Source organism: Spirosoma sp. KCTC 42546 (assembly GCF_006965485.1).
GTDB lineage: Bacteria > Bacteroidota > Bacteroidia > Cytophagales > Spirosomataceae > Spirosoma.
This window is the reverse complement of sequence record NZ_CP041360.1, coordinates 2,838,058-2,862,852: the sequence shown is the minus strand read 5'-3', so window position 1 is coordinate 2,862,852 and position 24,795 is coordinate 2,838,058. Positions and strand designations below refer to the sequence as shown.

Below are 24,795 nucleotides of genomic sequence, written 5' to 3'. Positions count from 1 at the left end.
GGTTTAGCTGTTCATTTGCACACAATATCGATCAAGTCAACTATTGGGCCGGAAATGCCCATGTCAGAAAATCTGGCATAATTGCACTCCAGGTTTCCTGATTATGTTTTCCGCCGTTGATTTCAACGTAACGAATGTCAGATGATCGAGAATCGTTGGCGTTATAGTGGTAGCCTTTTTTAACCAGCTCATCAATTAGATCGATGGTATCGTCGATGGAGTCGATGATGCCGTTGTTGTTTCGGTCACTCGTTTCATCCTCGGTTCCGGTTTCAAACCAGAATTTGAGTTGTTTATGGAAGTTCCCTTTTCGAACGAGATCGTGCATGATCCGGTCAGTTTCGTCGCGGTAGCCATCGGCCGTACTTTTGCTACGCCACCAGAACGAACCTGAAAATACGCCTGCCCTGGAAAATCGGTCGGGGTGGTGAAAGACAATATCGAAGGCCGATAAACCTCCCAGCGAGAATCCGGCAAATACTGCCTGTGCGGGGTCTGTGCTGACAGCGTATTGTTTTTTGATGTACGGAATCAACTCAGTTAGCACAAAATCGGTATATAAACCTGCTTTGCTGCCCCGGTTCATATAATCGGCCTGCGCGGCTGTTCCATACTCCTGAATCCGATCGCCTGCGTGAATGGCTACGAGCACAAATGGCTGAATAGCTCGCTTCTGGTAGAGCGAATCCAATATAGCCGTCATTTTCAGCCGTCCTAAATCCTGCCCATCGTTGAGGTATAGAATTGGGTACGTTTTAGTAGACGCATGATAACCAGGTGGTAACAGGATATCTAAATGAACGATTCGGTTGAGTGGAACAGAGTATAATGAATCGTCAGGCCGGACTGTTACGGTGGGTGGTTCGGCGCACGTTTGAGCTGGTATAAGGTCAGCCATAAGCACAAAAAGAAACAAAAGTATAAGCTTCACAAACGACAAAGTAGGTATTTTTTTCGATTCATGGCCCGGTCTTTTTTGTCAGAGCCGCCTATTTGTTCTATTTTCAACCGAAATTTTCAACGTTTTCATCAACCAGACAGCATCGTGCAGGAAGATTATCGCAAATGGTATTCGCATCATCTCGGCCGGGATATTGAGATGTTGGTGTATGGCAACTGGGGTTATCCCATTTTGCTATTTCCAACCTCTATGGGCCATTATTATGAATATAAAGACTTCGGTTTAACCGAAACAGCCCGTTGGTTCGTTGAATCGGGCAAGGTAAAGCTTTATTGCATTGACAGTATAGATCGCGATAGCTGGTATGCGAAACACCTCCACCCTGGTGCCCGTATCTGGAATCACGTTCTATATGACCGGTTTCTGCATGAAGAATTGGTGCCGGGCATTCAGCGGGAGTGTAATGTTCAGAAAATTGGGGTGTCAGGCGCTTCTTTCGGAGGGTATCATGCCCTGAACTTTGCATTCCGGCATCCAGAACAGGTAGGGCATTTGCTAACCATGGGAGCAGCCTTCAATATCCGATCCTTCCTGAGTGGGTATTATGATGATAACGTTTATTTCAATAATCCACCCGATTTCATGCCCAATGCTCAGAATAATGAGTTTCATCGCATGAATATTGTACTGGGCACTTCGGAGTATGACTTCTGCAAAGACGACAACTACCAGATGTCAGGTATTTTGAGCCGTAAAGGTATCCGTCACCAACTAGACGTAACGCCTTGGGGTAACCATGACTGGCCAGTCTGGAAAGACCAGTTTCCACGGTATTTAAGTATGATTTGATTAAAAGATGTATGATACTGGATGTAAGATGTATTTATCTCAACCCTACACCATATATCCAATATCATACATCATACATCCTCTCTATGAATGCCCTCAGTCGCCTTCGCAACCATCTTGTCGAAGTGCCTGCCCATCTGACAACCCTGTCGGAACACGAACTCACACAACATGCCCCTGGCAAATGGTCTCGAAAACAGATCCTTGGGCATTTGATTGACTCTGCTATTAATAACCTGAAGCGATTTACCGATGCGCAAGTTGCCGATGGTCCGTATTTGATTCAACCCTACCAGCAGGATCAATTAGTTGTTGTCAATCAATACCAGAGCCTCCCCCTCTTCCACTTACTAACACTTTGGGCTAGTTTAAACACGCAGATTTTAGCGGTTGTAGAAGCAATTCCGGCCGAGATTTTAGACTCACAGATTCAAATTAAACAATTCAGTGACTTTATAGAACAAAAATCATTAGCCTGGCTTATTGAAGATTATATTGTTCATCTAGAACACCATTTAAAAAATTTATTATAAACTTCAACTCTATTTATATCTATTTTTTTAATCAATTTACCTAACTTAGTAGCATTAACTAGTTCCACTTATTGAATTTAGTATACAATCTCACCTTAAACTCAAAGTTGTGTCATGCTAACATTTACACTAGTCCGTCCAAATTTTCGCCCAACGGCGAATGGTTTGCATATGTATGTCCAACGGCATAATGATCACGGGCTCGTTTTGAGCAGCTATGTCTGCTCATTATTGTATAATTGATGGTAGTCAAATTCCACAAAAAGCCCTGTTATCTCTAACAGGGCTTTTTGTTTTTCTGGCCTAACAACTGCAACTTGCTCCGGTTAATTGAGTATCAACCTATCAGGTTGGTCATCTATCATTTTATCAACATTGCTTTACTCAGCACTTAACTAATTCATTATGAGCACAAAATCAAAAATAGGTATCCTCTTTGGCCAGGAAAATACGTTTCCGCAAGCGTTTGTTGATCGAGTAAACGAAAAGCAAAGTACATTTCTGGCTGAGTTTGTTAGTATTGATCAGGTTGAGCAAAGCGTCCCTACAGATTACGCGGTTATTATCGACCGTATTTCCCAGGATGTGCCGTTTTACAAGGCCTTTCTTAAAAATGCAGCACTGACGGGTACGGCCGTTGTCAACAATCCTTTCTGGTGGAGTGCCGACGAGAAGTTTTTTAACAATGCGCTGGCCGTTCAACTTGGTGTTCCGGTTCCTAAGACCATTTTACTGCCCTCAAAGGAACGGCCTGACGATACCAATCATAACTCGTTCCGCAATCTGAAGCACATGAACTGGGATGGAATTTTTCAGCACATTGGCTTCCCTGCCTTTATGAAACCCCATGCCGGAGGTGGCTGGAAAAGTGTCTATAAAGTAGACAACCCCGAGCAGATGTTTAAAGCCTATGACGAAACGGGCCAGTTAGTCATGCTGTATCAGGAAGCCATTGATTTTACCGATTATTTCCGGTGCTACTGCATTGGTGGTAAAGATGTGCTCATTATGCCCTACGAACCACGTAACCCGCATCACCTACGCTATGCTGCCCAGATGCAAACCACCGGCGATGCAGGTAAGAAATTACTGGCCACTATGACCGACTATGTACTGAAATTAAATCATGGCCTTGGGTATGATTTCAACACGGTTGAGTTTGCGGTACGTGATGGCATCCCCATCGCGATTGACTTCTGTAATCCCGCTCCTGATGCCGACGTACATTCGGTTGGACAGGCAAATTTTGATTGGGTAGTGGAAGCAGCTGCCAATATGGCCATTGATCGGGCCAAAAAAGCACAGAAAGGGACAAATAATCTAACCTGGGGAACGTTCGTGCGTGGATCGGTGATGAGTCAGGAGCCAGTAACTCCAGCTAAAGAAACAAAGTCGACGAAAGGTGCTAAAACGGAAGAAGCGCCTAAAGCTGAAAAGGCACCTAAAGCCGAGAAAGCAAAAGAGGATAAGCCGAAGAAAGGCAAGAAATAAGTGACGAAAATTACGATAAAAACTCTCCGAATGGTCAGGCGTACCCGTCTAGCTATTCGGGGAGTTTTACCTGAACAGCCCTGAACCGGCTAGTTAATCTTTTTATGCTCTTTCAGCCACGTATTCACTACTCCGGTTATAGAAAAACGAACCCCTTTGAATCGCTCAGGTGGTGGGGTATCCAGCGCTTGTTTTAGCCTGACCACATTTGGGTAAAAATCAACACGCTGATCCAGAAACTGATCGTCAATAGCTCTTAATAGTCGATCTATTCCGTACATATCAAAACTCCAGTGTTGTAAGTTATTACTATCCTTAATATCATCTATTATAGTTGCCGATAACCATAAAATGCTTTGGTTCAGCGGTTCGGCAAACTGCTCAGGATGCTCCACCCGATTGCCATCCAGGAAATAATACACTTCCTGATAAGTATTTTTATTCGTTAGCAACTCCAGAAGTTCGGTTTCCCAGTTTGGCTTAGCTTTAATTTTGGCGAGCGCAGCCCGCTTTATATCTTCAGGTCGGTATTGAGTTGAATAGCTCAGGAGATTGAAAATAGGGTCTTCGGGTTTATGAGCGGCAATCGTCTCTAAATTTTTCTGGTGCCACTCGTCTTGCTGTCTGTTTTGGCTGGCCACTTCGGTCTCAACAGTCTTTAATGTATCCCGGAAATAGCCAACAAGTAAGCCCGTACAAAACACGGCACTACTACCCAAACCCACCCAAAACGGAATGGTAAACGCATGAGGTGAAACGGTCGATTGTAAGCCTGCATTCAGTGAGAAAAAACACGCCGTCAGCCATAGTAAGGGTATCCACAATTGGCCATGGTGTACGGCTAACCAATGTAAAAACTGGGGATATACGGTGTCAGTATGCCATTCCCATTTGAAAGCCGCACAAAAGAACGTTGCTAACGCTACCAGCAGCCAGGATAAAATGACCAGCGTTGTGCGTATACCCGTTTCTGGCCCAACCCAGTCAAATCCACCTTTCGCATGAACACTAATTGTCAGTACCAAACTGCTTATCGCAAAACCGACACCCAAAAATGCCAGGCCCAGACCATAACCCATGGCACTGTCGCCAACCAGTGTGGGTTTTGACGCAGTAAACAAGCCCAGGCCAATGTAAAAAAAGGCCGTTATAAAAAAGAAACTATATGCAAACATCTGTGAATGGTAACTAAGACTTCTGAACTGTTTCCGCGCTACTGAAAGCACCCAGGCGCAAAAATGACGTATTCATACATAAAGCCTATACTACCGCTTACTGAACGGTAAAAAATGGCAAACTACCGGGCTGGAGGTTAGTAGGCAGCGAAGGCAAAATAGGAGGAGCCGCAGTGCGGTAAGAACTAATTGACGAAAATTTATTTGTCTGAGTACTTATCACCAGTCTTTTAAAATCCTAACTGCTTCGGATCAAGACCTGTGTCCCGCGCAGAGGCTCGCAGGATAGCCAGCATCTCCACGTAACTAAACAGTCGGCCATCAATGCAATTGTGTTCTTCAGGATCGGCAAAAGTCCGTTTCTCTTCCAGATCGCGAATATTGGCGTGTATAGTAATCAGCACATCCTGAATAAAGTCTTCCAGCTGTTGCGTATAGGTAGTCATAGGTACGTTTTGTAGCGGTTTGTTCACCTTTTAAGGAATCAATTGCTTATAAGCATTTTTACCGAATATTATTGGGCAGAATGGAGCCCTTCCCCTCTACCGTTTGTCACAAATTAAAACACCAATATAAATCTGTTCGTCTTTTTTAGCCATATTCGTGCTTTTACTGAGCGTGCAATCTGTACAATCATCAACGAACATCTTCTTTTTAGTACATGCAAAGACGAGATTTTATCCAGTTGTCTGGCTTAGGCGTTGGTGGCCTGCTGACAGCTGGTGTTCCGGTATTTGGCAATGCAGTATCTCCTGAATACCTGCGTGAAGCCAGTGGCCGGGGTGTTGGCATCGACACAGCCGCCAAGAAACGATTAGCCGACATTGCCCTTAACGCGGCCAAAAGCAAAGGAGCTACGTATACCGACGTCCGTATTGGCCGATACCTTCAGCAATTCGTGTTTACACGCGAGACGAAGGTGCAGAACATTACCAGTGCCGAATCCTTTGGGGTCGGTATTCGGGTTATTGCCAATGGAACCTGGGGCTTTGCCGCCACCAGCATCGTTACGCCCGATGCCATTGCCAAATGTGCCGAAACAGCCGTAGCCATTGCCAAGGCGAATGCCAAACTCCAAACCGAGCCCGTTCAACTGGCTCCCCAAAAGGGCGTTGGCGAAGTAACCTGGAAAACGCCGATCAAGAAAAATGCCTTCGAGATCCCGGTTCAGCAGAAGATCGACTTGCTGATGAACGTGAACGGCGAAGCCATGAAAAATGGAGCCGCCTTCGTTACGTCGAACCTGTTTTTCATCAACGAGCAAAAATACTTTGCCTCCACCGATGGCTCTTACATTGATCAGGATGTTCACCGGATCTGGCCAACCTTTACGGTATCCGTTGTTGATCGGGCCGCCGGGAAATTTAAAACCCGCGATGCCATCAGCTCACCCATGGGTATGGGGTATGAATACCTGGAGGGTCTGGATTCGGAGAAAATCAAGGCGCCAAACGGCCTTGTCGGCTATCGAAATTCTTACGATATGGTCGAGGATGCCATTATGGCGTCTAAACAGGCGAAGGAAAAACTAACCGCCAAGACCGTCCAGCCGGGCAAATACGACCTCGTACTCGACCCCAATCACCTGGGCCTAACCATCCACGAATCGGTTGGCCACCCTACTGAACTCGACCGCGTACTCGGTTACGAAGCCAACTATGCCGGAACCAGTTTCGCCACCTTAGACAAGTGGAAGACGAAAAACTTCAATTACGGCAGTAAATTAGTAAATATCGTCGCAGACAAAACCCAGCCATATACCTTGGGAACCGTTGGCTACGACGATGAAGGCGTTCCCTGCAAAAAATGGGATTTGATTAAAGATGGGATACTGGTCAATTACCAGGCCATCCGCGATCAGGCGGCTATTCTGGGCGAAAAAGAATCGAACGGATGTTGCTATGCCGATAACTGGGATTCAGTGCAGTTTCAGCGGATGCCCAACGTATCCTTGCAACCCGGTACAGAAAAACGCTCGGTTTTCGATATGATCAAAGGGGTTGACAAAGGAATCTATATCATTGGTCGGGGTTCGTATTCTATTGATCAACAACGCTATAACTTCCAGTTCGGCGGGCAATTGTTCTACGAAATCAAGAATGGCGAAATCGTGGGTATGCTCGATGATGTAGCGTATCAGTCCAATACGCAGGAATTCTGGAACTCCTGCGCCCAGCTTTGCGACAAAGACGACTACCGCACCTTCGGTTCCTTCTTCGATGGGAAAGGCCAGCCTTCGCAGGTCAGCGCCGTTTCGCACGGTAGCGCAACCACCCGATTCAACGGCGTCAACGTAATCAACACCGGACGGAAAATATAGTCATTGGTGGAGTTCGTGAAGTAGGTGTAGTGAGTTTAGTAAGTGAAATTGGTGTAGTGGGTTTACTCCACTCACTTCACTTACTCCACCTAATGCACTAATACACCAACTCCACCAACTGCACTTAATACACTAAGAAAAATGGCAACCATCCTAACCAAAGAAGAAGCAAAAAAGATAATTGACAAAGTGCTTTCCTACGCGAAAGCGGATGAGACGAGTGTCAATCTGTCGGGAGGGCGCACGGGAAATATTCGCTATGCCCGTAACTCGGTCTCGACCAGTGGCGAAAGCACGAATCTTTCTATCGGGGTAACATCCGTTTTCGGCAAACGATCCGGTACAGCTACTATCAACGAATTTGATGATGCGTCGCTGGAAAAAACCGTTCGGCGGGCCGAAGAAATTGCCAAACTGGCCCCAGAGAACCCAGAGTATATGCCGATGCTGGGGCCACAGACGTATCTGTCGACAGACCCCTATGCCGAAAGTACCGCTAAAATGACCCCCGACTTCCGGGCACAGGCTACCTTCGAGAGCCTTGACCCCTGCCGGAAAAAGAACCTGACGGCGGCTGGGTATATGGAAGATTCAACCCGCTTCAATGCAATCGGCAACAGCAAAGGGTTATCGGCTTATAATCGCGAAACATCCGTTGAATTTTCCATCACCGTCCGTACGGCTGACGGTTTAGGTTCAGGATACGCGACGCAGGACGTTACCGACGTATCGAAACTGAGTACCAAAAACATGACCGAAGTCGCCATGCAAAAAGCGCTGGCATCGGCAAGTGCCCGCGCGTTGGAGCCTGGCAAGTACACGGTTATTCTTGAACCTGCCGCCCTGGTCTCGAACGTCGATGCATCCCTCATGGTGGCGTTGGTTCGATCCATGGATGCGCGGAATGCCGATGAAGGCCGTTCGTTTCTGAGTAAGAAAGGCGGTGGCACCCGACTCGGCGAAAAACTCTTCGATGAACGCGTCACCATTTACTCCGATCCAACCAATCCCGAAGTACCCAATGGTGCCTTCAGTGGGGACGGCCGGCCGCAGGAAAAAGTAACATGGATCGAAAAGGGTGTGGTAAAAAACATGCCTTACTCCCGGTACTGGGCCGAAAAGAAAGGCGTACATGCCACTCCTCCAGGCGGCAACTTCATTATGGAAGGCGGCACCCAGTCGCTGGCCGACATGATTAAAAGTACGGAGAAAGGTATTCTGGTAACGCGTCTGTGGTACATCCGCCCGGTCGATCCGCAAACGCTGCTGTACACCGGCCTTACCCGCGACGGGACGTTCTACATCGAAAACGGGCAGATCAAGTTTCCGGTCAAGAATTTCCGGTTCAATGAAAGTCCGGTTATCATGCTCAATAACCTCGAAGCAATGGGAAAATCTGTTCGTATCGGGGGTAATCTGGTACCGCCACTCAAAATCCGAGACTTTACTTTTACTAGCTTGTCAGACGCGGTATAGCCACAGATCGGACCGCCGAAGCGGATGCACGGAGACGCACAGAGAACCACAGAGGATCATTTGGCAACCATTACAATTGGAAAAGCTATTGAGGTACATCGAGCACTAGGGCCGGGCCTACTTGAATCAGCGTATCAGGAATGTTTGTTTTATGAACTTCAGGTCTCCGGCCTTTATGTTGAGCGAGAGAAACCAATGCCTATTGTTTACAAAGACGTCGTTTTAGAACATGGTTATCGGTTGGACCTATTGATTGAAAATAAGTTAGTTGTCGAACTCAAAACCGTTGAGGAATTGAACGACTTACACATGGCTCAATTACTGACCTACTTAAAATTTGGAAATTACCGATTAGGCTTACTTATTAATTTCCGCGTCAAGATGTTGCGCGATGGCATTAAACGATTTACAAATTTTTCTCTGTGAATCTCCGTGCGTCTTTGTGCATCTCTGTGACCCAACTAAAAACACATGAATCGTCGAGATTTTAACCAATTACTAAGCATGGGGACAGCCGGCATTTTGATGCCCTCTCTGCCCGCTTTTTCCCGCTCTGTTACGCCCGAAGCCCTGCTGGAACCCGGCCTTGATGTTTCTATGAAGAAACGGCTGGCCGATGCGGCTCTGAACGCAGCCAAATCGAAAGGTGCTACCTACGCCGATGTGCGCATTGGCCGGTACCTGAATCAGTTCGTCCTCACCCGCGAGAACAAAGTGCAGGGGATTATCAATACCGAGTCCTACGGTGTTGGCGTTCGGGTGATTGCCAATGGTTGCTGGGGATTTGCATCTGTAGGCGATGCCCGTGATGAGGCCGTCGTTGCAAAAGCAGCCGAAACAGCTGTACAGATTGCAAAAGCCAACGCCCGGCTCTTGACGGAACCGGTACAATTGGCCCCTCAGAAAGGCTTCGGTGAAGTAAGCTGGAAAGCCCCTATTAAGAAAAATGCCTTTGAAGTGCCCATCAAGGAAAAGGTGGATTTGCTACTGGCAGCCAACGCGGAGGCCATGAAAAACGGCGCGAACTTCGTGAATAACGTATTGTTCCAGGTGAATGAGCAAAAGTATTTTGCTTCCACCGATGGCACCTACGCCGATCAGGACATTCACCGCATTGGACCGAGCTTTACGGTGACGGCGGTTGATACGCAAAGTGGCAAATTTGCTACTCGTAACTCATTGAGTTCACCCATGGGCATGGGTTACGATTATTTGCAGGTCAACCCAAGTGACAAAGTAGGTGGCATCACAACCCGGTATAACAAGGGTTATGATATGATGGAAGACATCACCGCAGCGGCTAAACAAGCCAAAGAGAAACTGACTGCGAAGTCGGTAGAGGCTGGCAAATATGATCTTGTTCTCGATCCATCCCACCTCTGGCTCACTATCCACGAATCGGTTGGTCACCCCCTCGAACTGGATCGTGTATTGGGTTATGAAGCAAACTACGCCGGTACGTCCTTCGTCACCCTCGATAAATGGAAGTCAAAAGACTTCGCGTATGGTAGTAAAGAGGTAAACCTGGTGGCCGACAAAACACAGGTGGGTTCGCTGGGCGCAGTTGGCTGGGACGATGAAGGTGTGAAGACGAAGAAATGGGATTTGGTCAGAAACGGTACGTTGGTAAACTACCAGGCCATTCGGGATCAGGTTCACATCATCGGCGAGAAAGAGTCGCAGGGTTGCTGCTATGCCGATAACTGGAGTTCGGTACAGTTCCAGCGGATGGCCAATGTATCGCTGGAGGCTGGAAAAACGCCCTTGTCGGTAGATCAAATGATTAAAGATGTCAAAAAAGGCATTTATATTATTGGCGATGGGTCGTTCTCTATTGACCAGCAACGGTATAACTTCCAGTTCGGTGGTCAGCTGTTCTACGAAATTAAAGACGGGCAGATCGTGGGCATGCTGAAAGATGTTGCCTATCAGGCCAATACCCGTGAATTCTGGAATTCCTGCGCTGCTGTTTGTGACCAGAGCGATTACCGGTTGGGTGGTGCTTTCAACGATGGAAAAGGCCAACCCTCGCAGTCGAGCGCCGTTTCACACGGTAGCGCAACCGCTCGCTTCAACGGTGTCAACGTGATCAATACAGCTCGTAAAATCTAGTCATTATTGGTAAAGTAGGTGCAGTTGGTGAAATGAGTGGAGTAAGTGAAATCGGTGCAGTGGGTTTTATTTCCCTCACTCAACCTATTTCACTCACTACACCTACTACACCTACTTCACCAACTGCACTAAATACACTAAAATCAACATGGCAATCTTAACAAAAGAAGAAGCAAAAAAGATAATCGATAAGGTGCTGGCGTTCTCGAAGGCGGATGAAATGAGTGTTAGCCTAACGGGCAACCGCACAGGCAACATTCGCTACGCCCGAAATTCTGTTTCAACCAGCGGTGTATCCGATAACATTTCCCTGGCTGTAACGTCTGTTTATGGCAAGCGTTCGGGTACGGCCACGATCAACGAGTTTGATGACGCATCACTCGAGAAGACCGTTCGGCGGGCTGAAGAAATTGCCAAACTGGCCCCAGAGAACCCAGAGTATATGCCGATGCTAGGCCCACAAACGTATCTGGAAACCAGTACATATGCCGAAAGCACCGCTAAAATTGACCCTGAATTTCGGGCTAAAGCGGCTTTTGATAGCATCGATCCCTGCCGAAAAAAGAATCTGACAGCAGCGGGTTACATGGAAGATACAACCGGGTTCTCATCCATTGGCAATAGTAAAGGGCTGTTTGGGTATAACCGGGCCACTAGTGTTGACTTTTCAATCACCGTCCGCACGGCCGATGGCTTAGGCTCAGGCTATGCCAACCCAGACGTAACCGACGTTAGCAAGCTTAACACCAAAGCAACCACCGAAATAGCCATGCAAAAAGCATTGGCCTCGGCGAGTGCGCGCGCGTTGGAACCCGGCAAGTATACCGTTATTCTGGAACCAACCGCTTCCGTTGAACTACTGCAAAACATGATGCGCAGTATGGACGCCCGGAATGCCGACGAAGGCCGCAGCTTTCTGAGCAAGAAAGGGGGCGGTACCCGGCTCGGCGAGAAACTCTTCGATGAGCGCGTTACCTTCATCTCCGACCCAATGAACCCTGAGTTACCTTTATCGCCCTTTGGCGGAGGAGGTGGTGGCGGTGGTCAGGGTCGCTTTGGTGGCGGTGGTGGCGATGGCGTACCGCAGGAAAAACGGACCTGGATCGAGAATGGCGTTGTTAAGAACATGTATTATTCGCGCTATTGGGCTGATAAGAAAGGGGTTAAGCCGATCCCTGCTCCAGGCGGTTTCATTATGCTGGGTGGTACTCAATCCCTGGCCGACCTGATCAAGAGCACGGATAAGGGCATTCTGGTGACCCGGTTCTGGTATATCCGCGCGGTTGATCCGCAAACCCAATTGTATACCGGCCTTACCCGCGACGGGACGTTCTATATTGAGAACGGGCAGATTAAGTTTCCGGTGAAGAATTTCCGGTTTAACGAAAGCCCGGTTATCATGCTCAATAACCTTGAAGCAATGGGAAAACCGGTTCGAGTGGGCGGTAATCTAATTCCCCCAATGAAGATTCGGGACTTTACGTTCACGAGCTTATCAGACGCCGTATAGGAGTAATCGCTTCATAGCCTACAAAAGCAAAGGCCGTTATCGAAAGATAATGGCCTTTGCTTTTGTAGGAATACGTAAAAATCAGCTTTTATCAGCCTAAAAACCCCTAAATCCCCTGAAGGGGACTTTGCTTATTTGCGGATAAAGTCCCCTGATTGACTTGAAGAAATTAACCGCCGTTTTGCTAGTCTTCAAAACCCCCAACCCCCTGAAGGGGGCTAAGTTCACTGGGGAGAAAAGCACCCTTCAGGGGGTTGGGGGTTTTAAAAGCCCAAAAGGATAATTTTTATTTAGGCGATTATTTAATACAAATCAATCAGGGGATTTAGGGGTTTAGTATCTTCTTAGAATAGACGACGAAGATCCATAAGTAATTATCTGTAAGCAAGTAAGTTACTATACGAAATATGAATTATAGGGGCTCAATTGACTGCCTAAAGTTACTTGAACGAATAGGTTACCGGCTACCAATTTTTGATTTTATCAATAAACAAACAATTAATTGCCTATATACATTATTTCAAAATTAATTATAAGTAATCTATTTTTTATAGATATTAAATTCTATAATTTAAGTCTCAATTAGAATATAACACAAATCATCCCACCTCCATTTTAGATTAAAGCTGACTACTCATTTTCGCTTACTTAACCATATAGGAGGAATACAACTTGAATCGTAGAGATTTTACGCAAACACTAGGGTTGGGTGCTGCCGGGCTTTTTTTGCCCAAAACACCAGCCCTTGCCCGAAGCGTCACCGCAGAGGAGCTACTGGAGCCGGGTCTGGATGTAGCCATTAAGAAACGGTTGGCCGATGTTGCCTTAAATGCCGCCACTGCCAAAGGGGCCACCTACGCCGATGTGCGAATTGCCCGTTACCTGAATCAGTACGTTATGACTCGTGAAGACAAGGTGCAGAACATCATCAACACGGAGTCGTTTGGCGTGGGGGTACGTGTCATTGCCAACGGCTGTTGGGGATTTGCGGCTATGGGCGAAACACAAAGTGAAGACGATGTAGCCAGAACAGCCGAAAAAGCGGTTGCGTTTGCCAAAGCTCACTCCAGACTCATGAAAAAGCCCGTGCAGCTTGCCCCCCAAAAAGGCTTTGGCGAAGTGTCCTGGAAGACAAAAGTCACGAAGAACTCGTTTGAGATCCCCGTCAAAGAAAAAACGGATTTGCTATTAGCCGTTAATGGGGCAGCCATGACTAATGGTGCCGATTTTGTGAATTCAACCCTGTTCATGATCAATGAGCAGAAATATTTTGCCTCCACCGATGGCTCCTACATCGATCAGGATGTCCACCGTATCTGGCCAAATTTCACTGTTACGGCTGTTGATAAAGCGAGCGGGCTGATGGCAACCCGAGAGTCCCTGAGTGCGCCAATGGGCCGAAGTTACGACTACCTACAAACCGCCCCTCCCGACCGTCTGACGGGTGTGACTACCCGCTATAATCAGGGGTACGACATGCTCGAAGATGCAACAGCAGCCGCTAAACAGGCCCGTTTAAAGTTAAAAGCCAAGTCGGTAGAGCCCGGCAAATGGGACTTAGTGCTGGACCCGTCACACACTTATTTAACGATCCACGAATCGGTCGGACACGCAACGGAACTGGACCGGGTATTGGGTTACGAAGCCAATTTGGCCGGTACTTCCTTTGCAACGTTCGATAAGTGGAAGTCGAAAAACTTCAATTATGGCAGCAAGGACGTTAACTTCTTCGCCGACAAAACGCAAGCAGGTTCGCTGGGCGATGTAGGTTGGGACGACGAAGGCGTGAAAACTAAGAAATGGGACATTATTAAAGATGGCATTTTGGTCAACTACCAGGCCATCCGCGATCAGGTGCATATGCTGGGCGAAACCGAGTCGCAGGGCTGCTGTTATGCCGATAGCTGGAGCACGGTTCAGTTTCAGCGGATGGCCAATATTTCGTTAGCGCCGGGCAAAGAGCGGCTCACAGTCGACGAAATGATCAAGGATGTTAAGAAAGGCATTTACATCATTGGCGATGGCTCCTATTCCATTGACCAACAACGCTATAACTTCCAGTTTGGCGGCCAGTTATTCTACGAAATCAGAGACGGCCAGATTGCTGGCATGCTTCGGGATGTGGCTTATCAGTCCAATACGCAGGAATTCTGGAACTCGTGCGTGAAAGTGTGTGATGAACGCGACTACCGAATGGGGGGCACCTTCTTCGACGGTAAAGGCCAGCCCGCTCAAATCAATTCGGTTTCGCACGGCAGCTCAACGGCCCGGTTCAACGGCGTAAACGTACTCAACACGGGACGGAAAATTTAAACAGTTTACGGTTTTCAGTTTTTGGTTTACGGTTGGCTGACCACACCGGCGAACCGGCGTCAGTAACTCATGCGTCAGCCAACCGTAAACCAAAAACTGAAAACTGTAAACCATAAACCGAAAACTCTTTATGTCCAATATATCTAAAGAAGAAGCGAAGAAAATTCTGGAAAAAGCATTGTCTTTTTCCAAAGCCGATGAAATGAGTGTTAGCCTGGGTGGCGGCCGGACCAGTAATATTCGGTATGCGCTCAATAGTGTCTCTTCCGGCGGTGAATCAGACAATATGTCGCTGTTGGTTACAGCGGGTATCGGTAAACGGATGGGTTCGGCAACGATCAATGAGTTTAACGATAAGGCACTTGAACGAACCGTCCGGCGGGCCGAAGAAATTGCCAGACTAGCCCCCGAAAACTCTGAATATATGCCCATGATCGGGCCACAGACGTACCTCGAAACGCCGATGTATTCAGAAAATACGGCGAAGATGGACGCTGAATATCGGGCTCAGGTCGCATTCGACAGCGTTGACGCCTGTGAACAAAAGAACCTTAGTGCAGCCGGGTTCATGCAGGATACAACTGGTTTCTCGGCCATTGCCAACAGCAAAGGGTTATTCGGCTACAACAAAGCTACCTCGGTCGATTTCTCGGTTACAGTTCGAACGGCCGACGCAACTGGCTCAGGCTATGTTACCCGTGACTTCAATGACATATCGAAACTGAAGACCCGTTCGGTAACGGGCATTGCCATGCAGAAAGCGCTGGCCTCTACAAATGCACGAGCTTTAGAACCAGGCAAGTATACCGTCATTCTGGAGCCTACCGCCATGAGTACATTGTTGCAGAGCATGATGTCGGGTATGGACACACGTCTGGCCGATGAAGGCCGGAGTTTTCTGAGCAAAAAAGGGGGCGGCACCCGCTTAGGCGAAAAGCTCATTGATGAACGGGTAACCATTTACTCCGATCCAATGAATCCTGATGCTCCAAGCGAACCCTTCGCTGGTGAAGGCCGAAACCGCACGGGTTCGTTCCTGGGTGGAGGTGGTGCCGTTGGCGACGGTCGTCCGCAGGAGAAAATAACGTGGTTCGAGAATGGGGTCGTGAAAAACATGAGCTATTCCCGTTTCTGGGCCGATAAGAAAGGGGTAAAAGCCATTCCCCCACCCACGGGTTTTATTATGGCAGGGGGCAACCAATCACTGGCCGATCTGATCAAAAGTACCGATAAGGGTATTTTAGTGACCCGGCTCTGGTACGTTCGGATGGTCGATCCAAAAACCTTGCTGCAAACGGGCTTAACGCGGGATGGTACTTTTTACATCGAAAATGGTCAGATCAAGTTCCCGATCAAGAACTTCCGATTCAATGAAAGCGCAGTCATCGTGTTGAATAATGTGGAAGCGTTAGGCGCGCCAATTCGGGTCAATGGCAACATGATTCCACCCGTAAAAGCCCGCGACTTTACGTTCACGAGTTTATCAGACGCTGTGTAGGTTTATTGTCCACAGAGGCACAGAGAACACAGTGTGTTTTTCCCTGTGTTCTCTGTGCCTCTTGCGCTCTCTGTGTACCTGAGTTCTCGCTTGGCTTCGCCGACCGGGCTGGCGTACCAGTGAGGGTTATTAGTTTAACGGCCTCTGGCCGGTGTGATTATTATAACATCAAAAACGGGCCAGAGGCCCTTGAATGAATACTCCTCACTCGGCGAAGCCAAGCGAGAACGTAAGATAAGGGGGTCGTACAAACAGTACGGCTCCCTTATTTTTTACCCTAAACTGCCGTTTAAATTAATCTTTCACCATCCAAAACTTAAGTTGAGCAAATTTTGCCGATTTGGCTTTTATTCGCAATGCATCAATAACCATTGGCAATTGATGCGATTTCTGGTGTTAAATTCTAGATTTCAGGCGTCAACCTGTATCTTGGTCGTGCTTTTGATTAGGCTTCACTTACGTTATTGGTTAAAAATCCAATAACCAATAACACAATAACTAATAACCAATAAAATAGGAGAACCAACCATTGAATCGTCGAGATTTCAACCAACTTATAGGCATGGGAACCGCTGGTATCCTGCTGCCTAAACCGCCCGCCTTTTCCCGTACCGTCAGTCCAGAAGCACTGTTGGAGCCCGGCCTTGATGTAGCTGTAAAGAAACGTCTGGCCGATGCCGCTATGAATGCGGCTAAAAGTAAAGGCGCGAGCTACGCCGATGTCCGCATCGGGCGCTACCTGAATCAATACGTGATCACCCGCGAAGATAAGGTGCAGAATATTGTGAACACCGAATCATACGGGGTTGGGGTTCGTGTCATTGCCGATGGCTGCTGGGGATTTGCCGCTGTAGTAGATGCCAAAAGTGAGGCCGACACGGCCCAGGCTGCTGAAAAAGCCGTAGCGATTGCGAAAGCGAATGCCAAACTCATGAAGGAGCCCGTTCAACTGGCTCCGCAAAAAGGCTATGGCGAAGTAAGCTGGAAAGCGCCGATCAAACGGAACGCCTTTGAAGTACCCATCAAGGAAAAGGTGGATCTACTTCTGTCCGTCAATGCGTCGGCTTTACAAAACGGAGCCAACTATGTAAACTCGGTGCTGTTCATGGTCAATGAGCAGAAGTACTTCGCATCGACCGATGGCACCTACGCCGATCAGGATATTCACCGAATCTGGCCGATTTTCAATGTAACGGCCATTGACCCAAAAAGCGGCAAATTTGAAACGCGGAATGCCCTAAGTGCGCCCATGGGTATGGGTTACGATTATCTGCAAGTGAACCCTGCCGACAAAGTAACGGGCATCACAACCCGCTACAACAAAGGGTATGACATGCTCGAAGATGTGACCTCAGCCGCCAAACAGGCCCGCGCCAAGCATACAGCAAAGTCGGTCGAAGCCGGTAAATACGACCTTGTTTTAGATCCATCTCACCTCTGGCTCACGATTCACGAATCGGTGGGTCACCCGCTGGAGCTTGACCGCGTGCTGGGTTACGAAGCCAATTTTGCCGGAACCAGTTTCGCTACACTGGATAAATGGCAGTCGAAAAACTTCAACTACGGCAGCAAACAAGTGAACCTCATCGCCGATAAAACACAGGTTGGTTCATTAGGTGCCGTTGGCTATGATGACGAAGGCGTCGGTACCAAGAAATGGGATTTAGTGAAAGACGGCACGCTAGTAAACTACCAGGCTATTCGGGATCAGGTGCATATCATCGGTGAAAAAGAATCGCAGGGTTGCTGCTATGCCGATAGCTGGAGTTCAGTGCAGTTCCAGCGGATGGCCAACGTATCATTAGCCGCGGGTAAAACGCCTTTGTCGGTTCAGGATATGATCAAGGATGTCAAAAAAGGCATTTACATCATCGGCGATGGGTCATTCTCGATTGACCAACAACGGTATAACTTCCAGTTCGGTGGCCAGTTGTTCTACGAAATTAAGGATGGTCAAATTGCTGGCATGCTGAAAGACGTAGCTTACCAGTCGAACACCCAGGAATTCTGGAATTCGTGCGTGGCCGTTTGTGACGAGAGCGACTACCGGCTTGGTGGTTCCTTCTTCGATGGCAAGGGCCAACCCCCGCAATCGAGCGCCGTTTCGCACGGTAGCAGCACCGCCCGGTTCAATGGTGTCAATGTGATCAATACAGCACGAAAAATTTAAAAGAGTTTACGGTTTACAGTATTCGGTTTACAGTTAGCTGGCGCAAGCCTATTCTCGTGCCAGCCAACTGTAAACCGAATACTGTAAACCGTAAACCACAGACAAACAATGGCAATCATCCTTACTGAAGCAGAAGCGAAAGCACTGCTCACTAAAGTTCTCAGCTACTCGAAAGCCGACGAGTGCGAGGTGAACCTTCTGGGCGAAGAACGGGGAAATCTCCGGTACGCCCGCAATGAAGTATCGACCAGCGGCTCGCTCATTAATAAAAATTTAGCGGTACAGTCGGCCTATGGCAAACGCGTTGGTACGGCAACCATCGATGAATTCGACGATGCGTCGCTCGAAAAAGTCGTACGTCGATCCGAAGAATTAGCGAAACTAGCTCCCGAAAATCCTGAATACGTGGGCATTCTGGGGCCACAACAATACATGAAATCGAGTGGTTTCTTTGATTCTACGGCCAAAATCACGCCCGATACCCGTGCCACTGCCGTTGATAAAAGTCTGCAACTCTCGCGGGAGAAAAACTTAACAGCTGCTGGATTTTTGCAGGACAATTATGGCTACACCGCCATGATGAACTCCAAGGGGTTGTTTGCTTATTATCCCAGCACAAGCGTCAATTTCTCGTTGACTGTCCGTACGCCCGATGGCAAAGGATCGGGTTATGTAGCGCGTGGATACAGCGATTACGCCAAGCTCGACACAGCAGCTGCAACGCGTATCGCCATCCAGAAAGCACAGGGGTCGGCCGAAGCACGAGCCATAGAACCAGGTAAATACACCGTTATTCTGGAACCTACGGCAGCTGTCGTCTTGCTCGAAAACATCTATTTCAACATGGATGCCCGGCCGGCCGATGAAGGTCGGTCCTATTTCAGCAAGGCAGGTGGCAAATCGCGCATCGGCGACAAGATCGTAGATGAGCGTGTCACCATTTACTCCGACCCTACCAATCCTGAATTACCCGCATCGCCCTGGTCAGGTGATGGTCGTCCGCAGGAGAAAATGATGTGGATTGAAAAAGGAGTTGTCAAAAACCTCTCTTACGAGCGCTATTGGGCACAGAAGCAAGGTAAAAAAGCCATTCCGTATCCGAATAACATGATCATGATGGGCGGCAATTCCTCCCTGGAAGACATGATCAAGAGCACCCAGCGCGGTATTCTCGTCACCAAACTTTGGTACATCCGGGAGGTTGACCCACAAACAATTCTGCTCACGGGCCTCACCCGCGACGGAACGTTCTACATCGAAAACGGCAAGATCAAGCACCCGGTGAAGAACTTCCGTTTCAACGAAAGCCCGATCATCATGCTCAACAACCTCGAATCGTTGGGCAAACCAGAGCGGGTGGTCAGCACCGAAACGGATCGTAACTACCTGGTGCCACCAATGAAAATTCGGGAGTTTACGTTTACCAGTTTGTCCGACGCGGTATAATATTATGCGTTTAGTCGTGAAAAGGCCGTTCTATAATTTCACGACTAAACGCAAACTCGTATCTTTAGAAAAGATCAATTAGCCATTTATAAAATGAAGTTTGGCAAAACAATTAAAATCTTTCTAATAGATGGCGACCCTAACGGCAGAATGAGTTGTGAGCTTTCCAATTGGACAGGTAAAGCGTATAAGATTCCGCGTGTTCGAATAAAAGATTGTTCTGATAGATCTGAGTTAAGTAAAACTGGTATTTATCTCTTACTTGGTCGTAATGAAATAGGCACTGAACAGGTTTATATAGGTGAAGCAGAATCTGTGTTAGAGCGATTGCCGCAACACAAAGAAAAAGATTTTTGGAATGAGGCTATTGTCTTTATAAGTAAGGATGAAAACCTTAACAAAGCCCATATTAAATATTTAGAGAACAGACTTCACAGCATCGCTAAAAGTGCGAACCGCTATAAAATTGAAAATGGAAATACACCTACTCAGTCTGCTATATCAGAATCAGATAAGGCTGAAATGGAAGAGTTTCTGGAAAATATTAAGCTTTTAGTTAACACACTTGGCCACAAGGTTTTTGAGGAAAAACGAGAAGCAAAACCAGAAACAAAGCAACCACAAGAAGTTTTTCAGATTAACTCCGCACGAGGGTCTAATGCGCTGGGAGTTCCTACATCAGAAGGGTTCGTAGTTTTTAAAGGATCAAGAGCAGCTACCAATACGGTTCCTTCATTTCCTTTGTCTACACAAAAACTTCGACAGGATCTTATCGAAAAAGGTGTGTTATCTGTAGTCAATGATTGTCTTGAGTTTACTGATGATTATATATTTGGTAGCCCGTCAACGGCTGCTGCTATCGTTATGGGGCGAAACGCCAATGGTTTAATTGAATGGAAAACATCAGTTGGACGAACCTTGAAAGGATTTGAAGCAGATGAAACTGCGTTTGTTACCAGTAGTATAACCAAATTAGAAGCCGTAGTTTCCCCTCTCTAAGAATTATGATGCTCGAATCTCGTGTTGCCGACCTCCTAGAAGCCCCCGATGCCAAACTGGTTATCGAACGGGCGCAGGCTATTTTAGCCGACGAAGCCCAACGTCGTCGGGCTTTTCGAGAATGGATTCGCGATGATATTAAAGCCGAATTCATTAACGGCGAAGTCATTATGCACTCGCCCGTCAAACGTCGGCATCTGGATGCATCTAAATACCTAGAAAATCTGCTTCAAAATTTTGTTCTACTCAATGATTTGGGAGTTGTCGATTCAGAGAAGGCCCTCGTTGGACTAACCCGTAATGATTACGAACCGGATATCTGCTACTGGAATAGCGAAACGGCAAACTCATTCGAGGATGACCAGATGGAGCATCCTGCCCCAGATTTAATCGTTGAAATTCTGTCAAAAAGTACTACTGGACGCGACCGAGGAGTCAAGTTTGAAGATTATGCGGCACATGGGGTTCAGGAATATTGGATCATTGATCCTGTCCGAAAGTCGATTGAACAATATCAGTTGGATGAACCCACAATGGCATTTGCTTCTGTTGCAGTCCTCTATATAAATGACACCCTTACCGCACTGACAATCCCTGGTTTTCAGATCCCAGTTCAAGCAATTTTCGATAAGCAAAGTAACCTCGATACGTTGCGAGTTTTAATGGCAAAATCTGCCTGATTGATTCCCCCCAATGATCACCATTACCCAAGCCACCGAACAAGATTTACCCCTCATTCGCGACATCGCCTACCAGACCTGGCCCACTACATTCGGGGAGATTTTGTCGCCCGCCCAGATTAGTTACATGCTGGAAATGATGTACAGCCAGGATGCACTAAACACTCAGATCAATGAGAAAAAGCACGTGTTTCTTATTGCTAAAAACACCGACACGAATGAGTACCTCGGCTACGTCTCCTACGAGTTAAATTATACGAGCAAACCCCTCACCAAAATCCACAAAATATACCTGCTTCCCGCCAGCCAGGGGAAAGGCGTCGGCCGATTATTTATTGATCAGGTTGGTGCTATTGCGCTAGCCCATCAGAATACCCGCCTGGGCTTAAATGTCAATCGATATAACAAGGCCATTCAATTCTACGAACGAATGGGATTTTTGATAGTTGGTACTGAAGACATCGATATTGGTGATGGCTTCCTAATGGAAGATTATGTGATGGAAAAACCGTTAATTCCTTAGTTATTTAACGGCAAAATCTGTATTTTTAAGCATAAAATGTATGTTTTGGGCTGTTTATCCACCTTTTACAAACAGCCACTAAAATGAATATAATATTAACTGCTAATAGTAATATCGACGGATAAGGTACTAATCGGCGGTAGGTATATTGGCATAGTTTCTACTTCATCAAACGCACTTGAAACCTTTTTTTTTCACCCGAATCCAATACACTTCCGGCGACTGGGAAACCGACCAGCGGATGCCATCGAACCTGATGCACTCGCTGGTAGAGTATACGACACTGCCGGTTGATCAGAAAGAAAAAGTGGTGCAGTTGAGTAGTCCCGACCTGTTCAAAAGCCCATTTTGTTACCTCAGTGGACACAAGCTGGTTGAGTTTTCGGCACAGGAACGCGACCACTTCAAACGCTATGTTCAGAACGGCGGATTCGTCTTTGTAGACGACTGTAACCATGACGTCGACGGGCTATTTGCTAAATCGTTCGAGCAGGAAATGGCCCGTACATTTGGCCCCAAAGCCTTGCAGAAAATACCTAATTCACACCCTATCTATACCTGCTTTTTCAAGTTCCCCGAAGGCCCGCCAACAACCTCATTCGAGCTAAATGGCTGGGGTGATGATCTTGTCCACGACTACCTGAAAGCCATTATGATCAACGGGCGAATCGGCGTTTTGTACAGCAACAAAGATTACGGCTGCGAGTGGGATTACGACTTCCGAAACAAGCGCTTCCTGGCCGAAGACAATACCAAATTTGGAGTCAATATAGTAACATACGCATTGACTGCTTAACAGTAATGTACAATGAATAATGACTAATGTTTAATGAACAACGGTGCCATGGCTGACACATTATTAATTATACATTTTACATTATTCATTTTTACACTCCTTCATACAACCTGATACACATAGCAAGTTGGAATCAACAGACTTAACTCACTACAAAGCGCTGGTGGCAAAGTTGCCTCAGCTACGAAAAGAAATTGGAAAGGTCATTATTGGACAGGAAGATGCGATTGGCGAAGTCCTGATCTCGCTTCTGGCAGGTGGTCATTGCCTGCTCGAAGGTGTTCCTGGACTCGCGAAGACACTGATGGTGAAGACCATGTCGGATGCACTGGCCATGCGCTTCAAGCGTATTCAGTTTACTCCTGATCTGATGCCCGGCGATATTGTCGGGACGGAGATTCTGGAAGACGATCTGGAAACGGGTCATAAAGTCTTCGTCTTTAATCAGGGTCCAATCTTTGCCAACGTCGTGCTGGCCGATGAAATCAACCGGACTCCACCTAAAACGCAGGCGGCTATGCTTGAGGCCATGCAGGAGTATAAGGTTACCTACGGCGGCAAAAATTATCCACTGCCGAAGCCGTTCCTGATCATTGCTACGCAAAACCCGATCGAACAGGCGGGTACCTATCCCCTACCCGAAGCCCAGTTAGACCGCTTTCTGCTGTACATCAAACTTAGCTATCCGGGTGAACTTGAGGAATTAAACGTCCTGAAAAGCACGACAGGCACCGCCCGGCCTGAGTTAAAAACGGTACTCTCCGACGAGGATATCATTCAGTTGCAAAAACTGACCCGCGAGGTGCATATCAGCGATGAACTGATTAGCTATATCAATAAGCTTGTGCGGGCTACTCGCCCCGATGGTTCCCCATCATCCTTTGTCAAGCAATGGTGTCAATGGGGAGCTGGCCCTCGTGCCGGGCAGGCCCTGGTATTATGCTCGAAAGCCCGTGCCGTATTAAACGAACGTTTTTCGGTAATTCCCGAAGATATTCAATCGTTGGCTTACCCCATTCTGCGTCACCGCATTGCGCTTAATTTCCGTGCTGAAGCCGAAGGCATTACGACCGATAAGGTGATCAAGCAGTTGTTAACGGAGCTAAGACTGGCGTAAAGATTTATGCTCACAACTGATCTCATCAAGCTCAATAATCTGCAACTGGCTGGAAAATTAGTCAGCGATGAGTCATTATTGGGTATTCAGGCCAGCCAGCGATCGGGTATTGGAACGGAGTTCGAACAATTCCGGCACTATACACCGGGCGACGATCCGAAGCGGATAGACTGGAAATTATTTGCAAAATCGAATCAATACCTGGTTCGTGAATCCGCAACGGAGAGTAACCAGCAGATTCGCTTTGTGATTGATTTGTCGGGCTCAATGAACTACACCGAAGCAGGTGTCAGTCGATTGCAGTACGCTAAAATTCTGCTGGCTTCACTAGCTTATCTGGGCAATCGACAGAGCGATCAGATAAGTCTGTACAGCTTGACCGAGGGCGCTATACAAACGCTGGTTCCGGCGGGGAAGCAGGCTTTTCTCAAGCTTGTCGCAACGCTTGAAGCCGCTCAGGCAACCGGTCCCTGGACAAGTACGGCAACGTCGTTCCCGGAGTTCAGTCGAAAGCAAAGTGAGATGCTCATTATTGCTTCCGACTTCCTTCAAGTGGACGATGAATGGGTCAATCTAATTCAGAAAGTGGCCGGGCCTAGGCGGGAAATCATCATTTTTCAGATTTTAGGCGACCAGGAAGTCGATTTCTCGATCCGTGGATTTTATCGGTTTCAGGATCTTGAATCGGGAAAAGAAATTGAACTACAGGCCGATGCCATTCGGGATACCGTTCGCCAGCGGGCAGCCGATTACCTGGCCAATCTGGAGGTAAGCCTACGAATACCGCATGTTCGGCTTATTCGTGTTCGTTTAAGCGATCCGATCGCATTAATTCTAAAACAGTTTTTGACAAGTTGACACTTGTTTGAAGTTTATAGTTTGAGGT

The 24,795-nt window shown here is 47.4% G+C and carries 21 protein-coding genes; 18 read left to right on the top strand and 3 right to left on the bottom strand.

Going from position 1 to position 24,795, the window contains the following annotated elements; all coding sequences use genetic code 11:
• Positions 1-40: 40 nt before the first annotated feature.
• Positions 41-898 carry an esterase family protein gene (locus EXU85_RS11475; RefSeq protein ID WP_142772215.1) on the bottom strand — a complete coding sequence of 286 codons (858 nt, stop codon included), beginning with the start codon at positions 896-898 and terminating at the stop codon, positions 41-43.
• 147 nt (positions 899-1,045) lie between these two features.
• Here EXU85_RS11475 and EXU85_RS11470 point away from each other — a divergent pair, with 147 nt between their 5' ends.
• The 3 genes from EXU85_RS11470 to EXU85_RS11460 all read left to right on the top strand — a co-directional run bounded on the left by EXU85_RS11470 (position 1,046) and on the right by EXU85_RS11460 (position 3,774).
• Entirely contained in the window at positions 1,046-1,750 is a 705-nt protein-coding gene (locus EXU85_RS11470) for an esterase family protein (RefSeq protein WP_142772214.1), read from the top strand.
• Between the two features lie 86 nt (positions 1,751-1,836).
• On the top strand, positions 1,837-2,283 hold the full coding sequence (locus tag EXU85_RS11465; protein ID WP_168207769.1) for a DinB family protein: 447 nt from the start codon (positions 1,837-1,839) through the stop codon (positions 2,281-2,283).
• Positions 2,284-2,688: 405 nt separating this feature from the next.
• A complete protein-coding gene (locus EXU85_RS11460) occupies positions 2,689-3,774 on the top strand; it encodes a RimK family alpha-L-glutamate ligase (RefSeq protein ID WP_142772212.1) in 1,086 nt (361 codons plus the stop codon).
• Between the two features lie 89 nt (positions 3,775-3,863).
• Here EXU85_RS11460 and EXU85_RS11455 read toward each other — a convergent pair whose 3' ends face one another.
• Together EXU85_RS11455 and EXU85_RS11450 are read right to left on the bottom strand one after the other, a co-directional pair.
• Positions 3,864-4,949, bottom strand: coding sequence for a hypothetical protein (locus EXU85_RS11455; protein WP_142772211.1), 1,086 nt, complete (start codon positions 4,947-4,949; stop codon positions 3,864-3,866).
• Positions 4,950-5,179: 230 nt separating this feature from the next.
• Positions 5,180-5,395: a hypothetical protein gene (locus EXU85_RS11450; RefSeq protein ID WP_142772210.1), complete on the bottom strand. Its 216-nt coding sequence runs from the start codon at positions 5,393-5,395 to the stop codon at positions 5,180-5,182.
• A gap of 215 nt (positions 5,396-5,610) precedes the next feature.
• On the opposite strand from EXU85_RS11450, the gene EXU85_RS11445 reads away from it, so the two are divergent.
• From EXU85_RS11445 to EXU85_RS11375, 15 genes are all read left to right on the top strand, one after another.
• Entirely contained in the window at positions 5,611-7,269 is a 1,659-nt protein-coding gene (locus EXU85_RS11445) for a TldD/PmbA family protein (protein WP_142772209.1), read from the top strand.
• A 141-nt stretch (positions 7,270-7,410) separates the two neighbouring features.
• Positions 7,411-8,745, top strand: a complete 1,335-nt coding sequence (locus tag EXU85_RS11440) for a TldD/PmbA family protein (RefSeq protein ID WP_142772208.1) — start codon at positions 7,411-7,413, stop codon at positions 8,743-8,745.
• Between the two features lie 24 nt (positions 8,746-8,769).
• A complete protein-coding gene (locus tag EXU85_RS11435; protein WP_142772207.1) occupies positions 8,770-9,171 on the top strand; it encodes a GxxExxY protein in 402 nt (133 codons plus the stop codon).
• A gap of 45 nt (positions 9,172-9,216) precedes the next feature.
• Positions 9,217-10,857, top strand: coding sequence for a TldD/PmbA family protein (locus EXU85_RS11430; RefSeq protein ID WP_142772206.1), 1,641 nt, complete (start codon positions 9,217-9,219; stop codon positions 10,855-10,857).
• Positions 10,858-11,005: 148 nt separating this feature from the next.
• Positions 11,006-12,367, top strand: coding sequence for a TldD/PmbA family protein (locus EXU85_RS11425; RefSeq protein WP_142772205.1), 1,362 nt, complete (start codon positions 11,006-11,008; stop codon positions 12,365-12,367).
• A 672-nt stretch (positions 12,368-13,039) separates the two neighbouring features.
• The gene (locus EXU85_RS11420) at positions 13,040-14,680 is read left to right on the top strand and encodes a TldD/PmbA family protein (RefSeq protein ID WP_142772204.1); all 1,641 of its coding nucleotides are present in this window, start codon (positions 13,040-13,042) and stop codon (positions 14,678-14,680) included.
• A gap of 130 nt (positions 14,681-14,810) precedes the next feature.
• Positions 14,811-16,178 (top strand): TldD/PmbA family protein, encoded by a 1,368-nt coding sequence (locus EXU85_RS11415; RefSeq protein WP_142772203.1) that lies wholly within the window; start codon positions 14,811-14,813, stop codon positions 16,176-16,178.
• A gap of 529 nt (positions 16,179-16,707) precedes the next feature.
• A complete protein-coding gene (locus EXU85_RS11410) occupies positions 16,708-18,348 on the top strand; it encodes a TldD/PmbA family protein (RefSeq protein ID WP_142772202.1) in 1,641 nt (546 codons plus the stop codon).
• Positions 18,349-18,456: 108 nt separating this feature from the next.
• Positions 18,457-19,794 (top strand): TldD/PmbA family protein, encoded by a 1,338-nt coding sequence (locus EXU85_RS11405; RefSeq protein WP_142772201.1) that lies wholly within the window; start codon positions 18,457-18,459, stop codon positions 19,792-19,794.
• Between the two features lie 93 nt (positions 19,795-19,887).
• Positions 19,888-20,793: a GIY-YIG nuclease family protein gene (locus EXU85_RS11400; RefSeq protein ID WP_142772200.1), complete on the top strand. Its 906-nt coding sequence runs from the start codon at positions 19,888-19,890 to the stop codon at positions 20,791-20,793.
• Between the two features lie 5 nt (positions 20,794-20,798).
• Positions 20,799-21,473 carry a Uma2 family endonuclease gene (locus EXU85_RS11395; RefSeq protein ID WP_371731999.1) on the top strand — a complete coding sequence of 225 codons (675 nt, stop codon included), beginning with the start codon at positions 20,799-20,801 and terminating at the stop codon, positions 21,471-21,473.
• Between the two features lie 13 nt (positions 21,474-21,486).
• The gene (locus EXU85_RS11390) at positions 21,487-21,996 is read left to right on the top strand and encodes a GNAT family N-acetyltransferase (RefSeq protein ID WP_142772199.1); all 510 of its coding nucleotides are present in this window, start codon (positions 21,487-21,489) and stop codon (positions 21,994-21,996) included.
• 178 nt (positions 21,997-22,174) lie between these two features.
• Positions 22,175-22,792 (top strand): DUF4159 domain-containing protein, encoded by a 618-nt coding sequence (locus tag EXU85_RS11385; protein WP_111349998.1) that lies wholly within the window; start codon positions 22,175-22,177, stop codon positions 22,790-22,792.
• Between the two features lie 127 nt (positions 22,793-22,919).
• Positions 22,920-23,909 (top strand): MoxR family ATPase, encoded by a 990-nt coding sequence (locus tag EXU85_RS11380; RefSeq protein ID WP_142772198.1) that lies wholly within the window; start codon positions 22,920-22,922, stop codon positions 23,907-23,909.
• A gap of 6 nt (positions 23,910-23,915) precedes the next feature.
• Complete coding sequence (locus EXU85_RS11375; protein WP_142772197.1) at positions 23,916-24,767, top strand: DUF58 domain-containing protein; 852 nt, start codon at positions 23,916-23,918, stop codon at positions 24,765-24,767.
• Positions 24,768-24,795 lie beyond the last annotated feature (28 nt).

Bases quoted from the DNA above. Each gene is read 5' to 3' on its own strand.
- EXU85_RS11375 (WP_142772197.1), top strand. From the start codon at position 23,916: ATGCTCACAACTGATCTCATCAAGCTCAATAATCTGCAACTGGCTGGA.
- EXU85_RS11390 (WP_142772199.1), top strand. From the start codon at position 21,487: ATGATCACCATTACCCAAGCCACCGAACAAGATTTACCCCTCATTCGC.
- EXU85_RS11400 (WP_142772200.1), top strand. From the start codon at position 19,888: ATGAAGTTTGGCAAAACAATTAAAATCTTTCTAATAGATGGCGACCCT.
- EXU85_RS11460 (WP_142772212.1), top strand. From the start codon at position 2,689: ATGAGCACAAAATCAAAAATAGGTATCCTCTTTGGCCAGGAAAATACG.
- EXU85_RS11455 (WP_142772211.1), bottom strand. From the start codon at position 4,949: ATGTTTGCATATAGTTTCTTTTTTATAACGGCCTTTTTTTACATTGGC.
- EXU85_RS11425 (WP_142772205.1), top strand. From the start codon at position 11,006: ATGGCAATCTTAACAAAAGAAGAAGCAAAAAAGATAATCGATAAGGTG.
- EXU85_RS11395 (WP_371731999.1), top strand. From the start codon at position 20,799: ATGATGCTCGAATCTCGTGTTGCCGACCTCCTAGAAGCCCCCGATGCC.
- EXU85_RS11430 (WP_142772206.1), top strand. From the start codon at position 9,217: ATGAATCGTCGAGATTTTAACCAATTACTAAGCATGGGGACAGCCGGC.
- EXU85_RS11440 (WP_142772208.1), top strand. From the start codon at position 7,411: ATGGCAACCATCCTAACCAAAGAAGAAGCAAAAAAGATAATTGACAAA.
- EXU85_RS11405 (WP_142772201.1), top strand. From the start codon at position 18,457: ATGGCAATCATCCTTACTGAAGCAGAAGCGAAAGCACTGCTCACTAAA.
- EXU85_RS11475 (WP_142772215.1), bottom strand. From the start codon at position 898: ATGGCTGACCTTATACCAGCTCAAACGTGCGCCGAACCACCCACCGTA.
- EXU85_RS11415 (WP_142772203.1), top strand. From the start codon at position 14,811: ATGTCCAATATATCTAAAGAAGAAGCGAAGAAAATTCTGGAAAAAGCA.
- EXU85_RS11450 (WP_142772210.1), bottom strand. From the start codon at position 5,395: ATGACTACCTATACGCAACAGCTGGAAGACTTTATTCAGGATGTGCTG.
- EXU85_RS11445 (WP_142772209.1), top strand. From the start codon at position 5,611: ATGCAAAGACGAGATTTTATCCAGTTGTCTGGCTTAGGCGTTGGTGGC.
- EXU85_RS11435 (WP_142772207.1), top strand. From the start codon at position 8,770: ATGCACGGAGACGCACAGAGAACCACAGAGGATCATTTGGCAACCATT.
- EXU85_RS11465 (WP_168207769.1), top strand. From the start codon at position 1,837: ATGAATGCCCTCAGTCGCCTTCGCAACCATCTTGTCGAAGTGCCTGCC.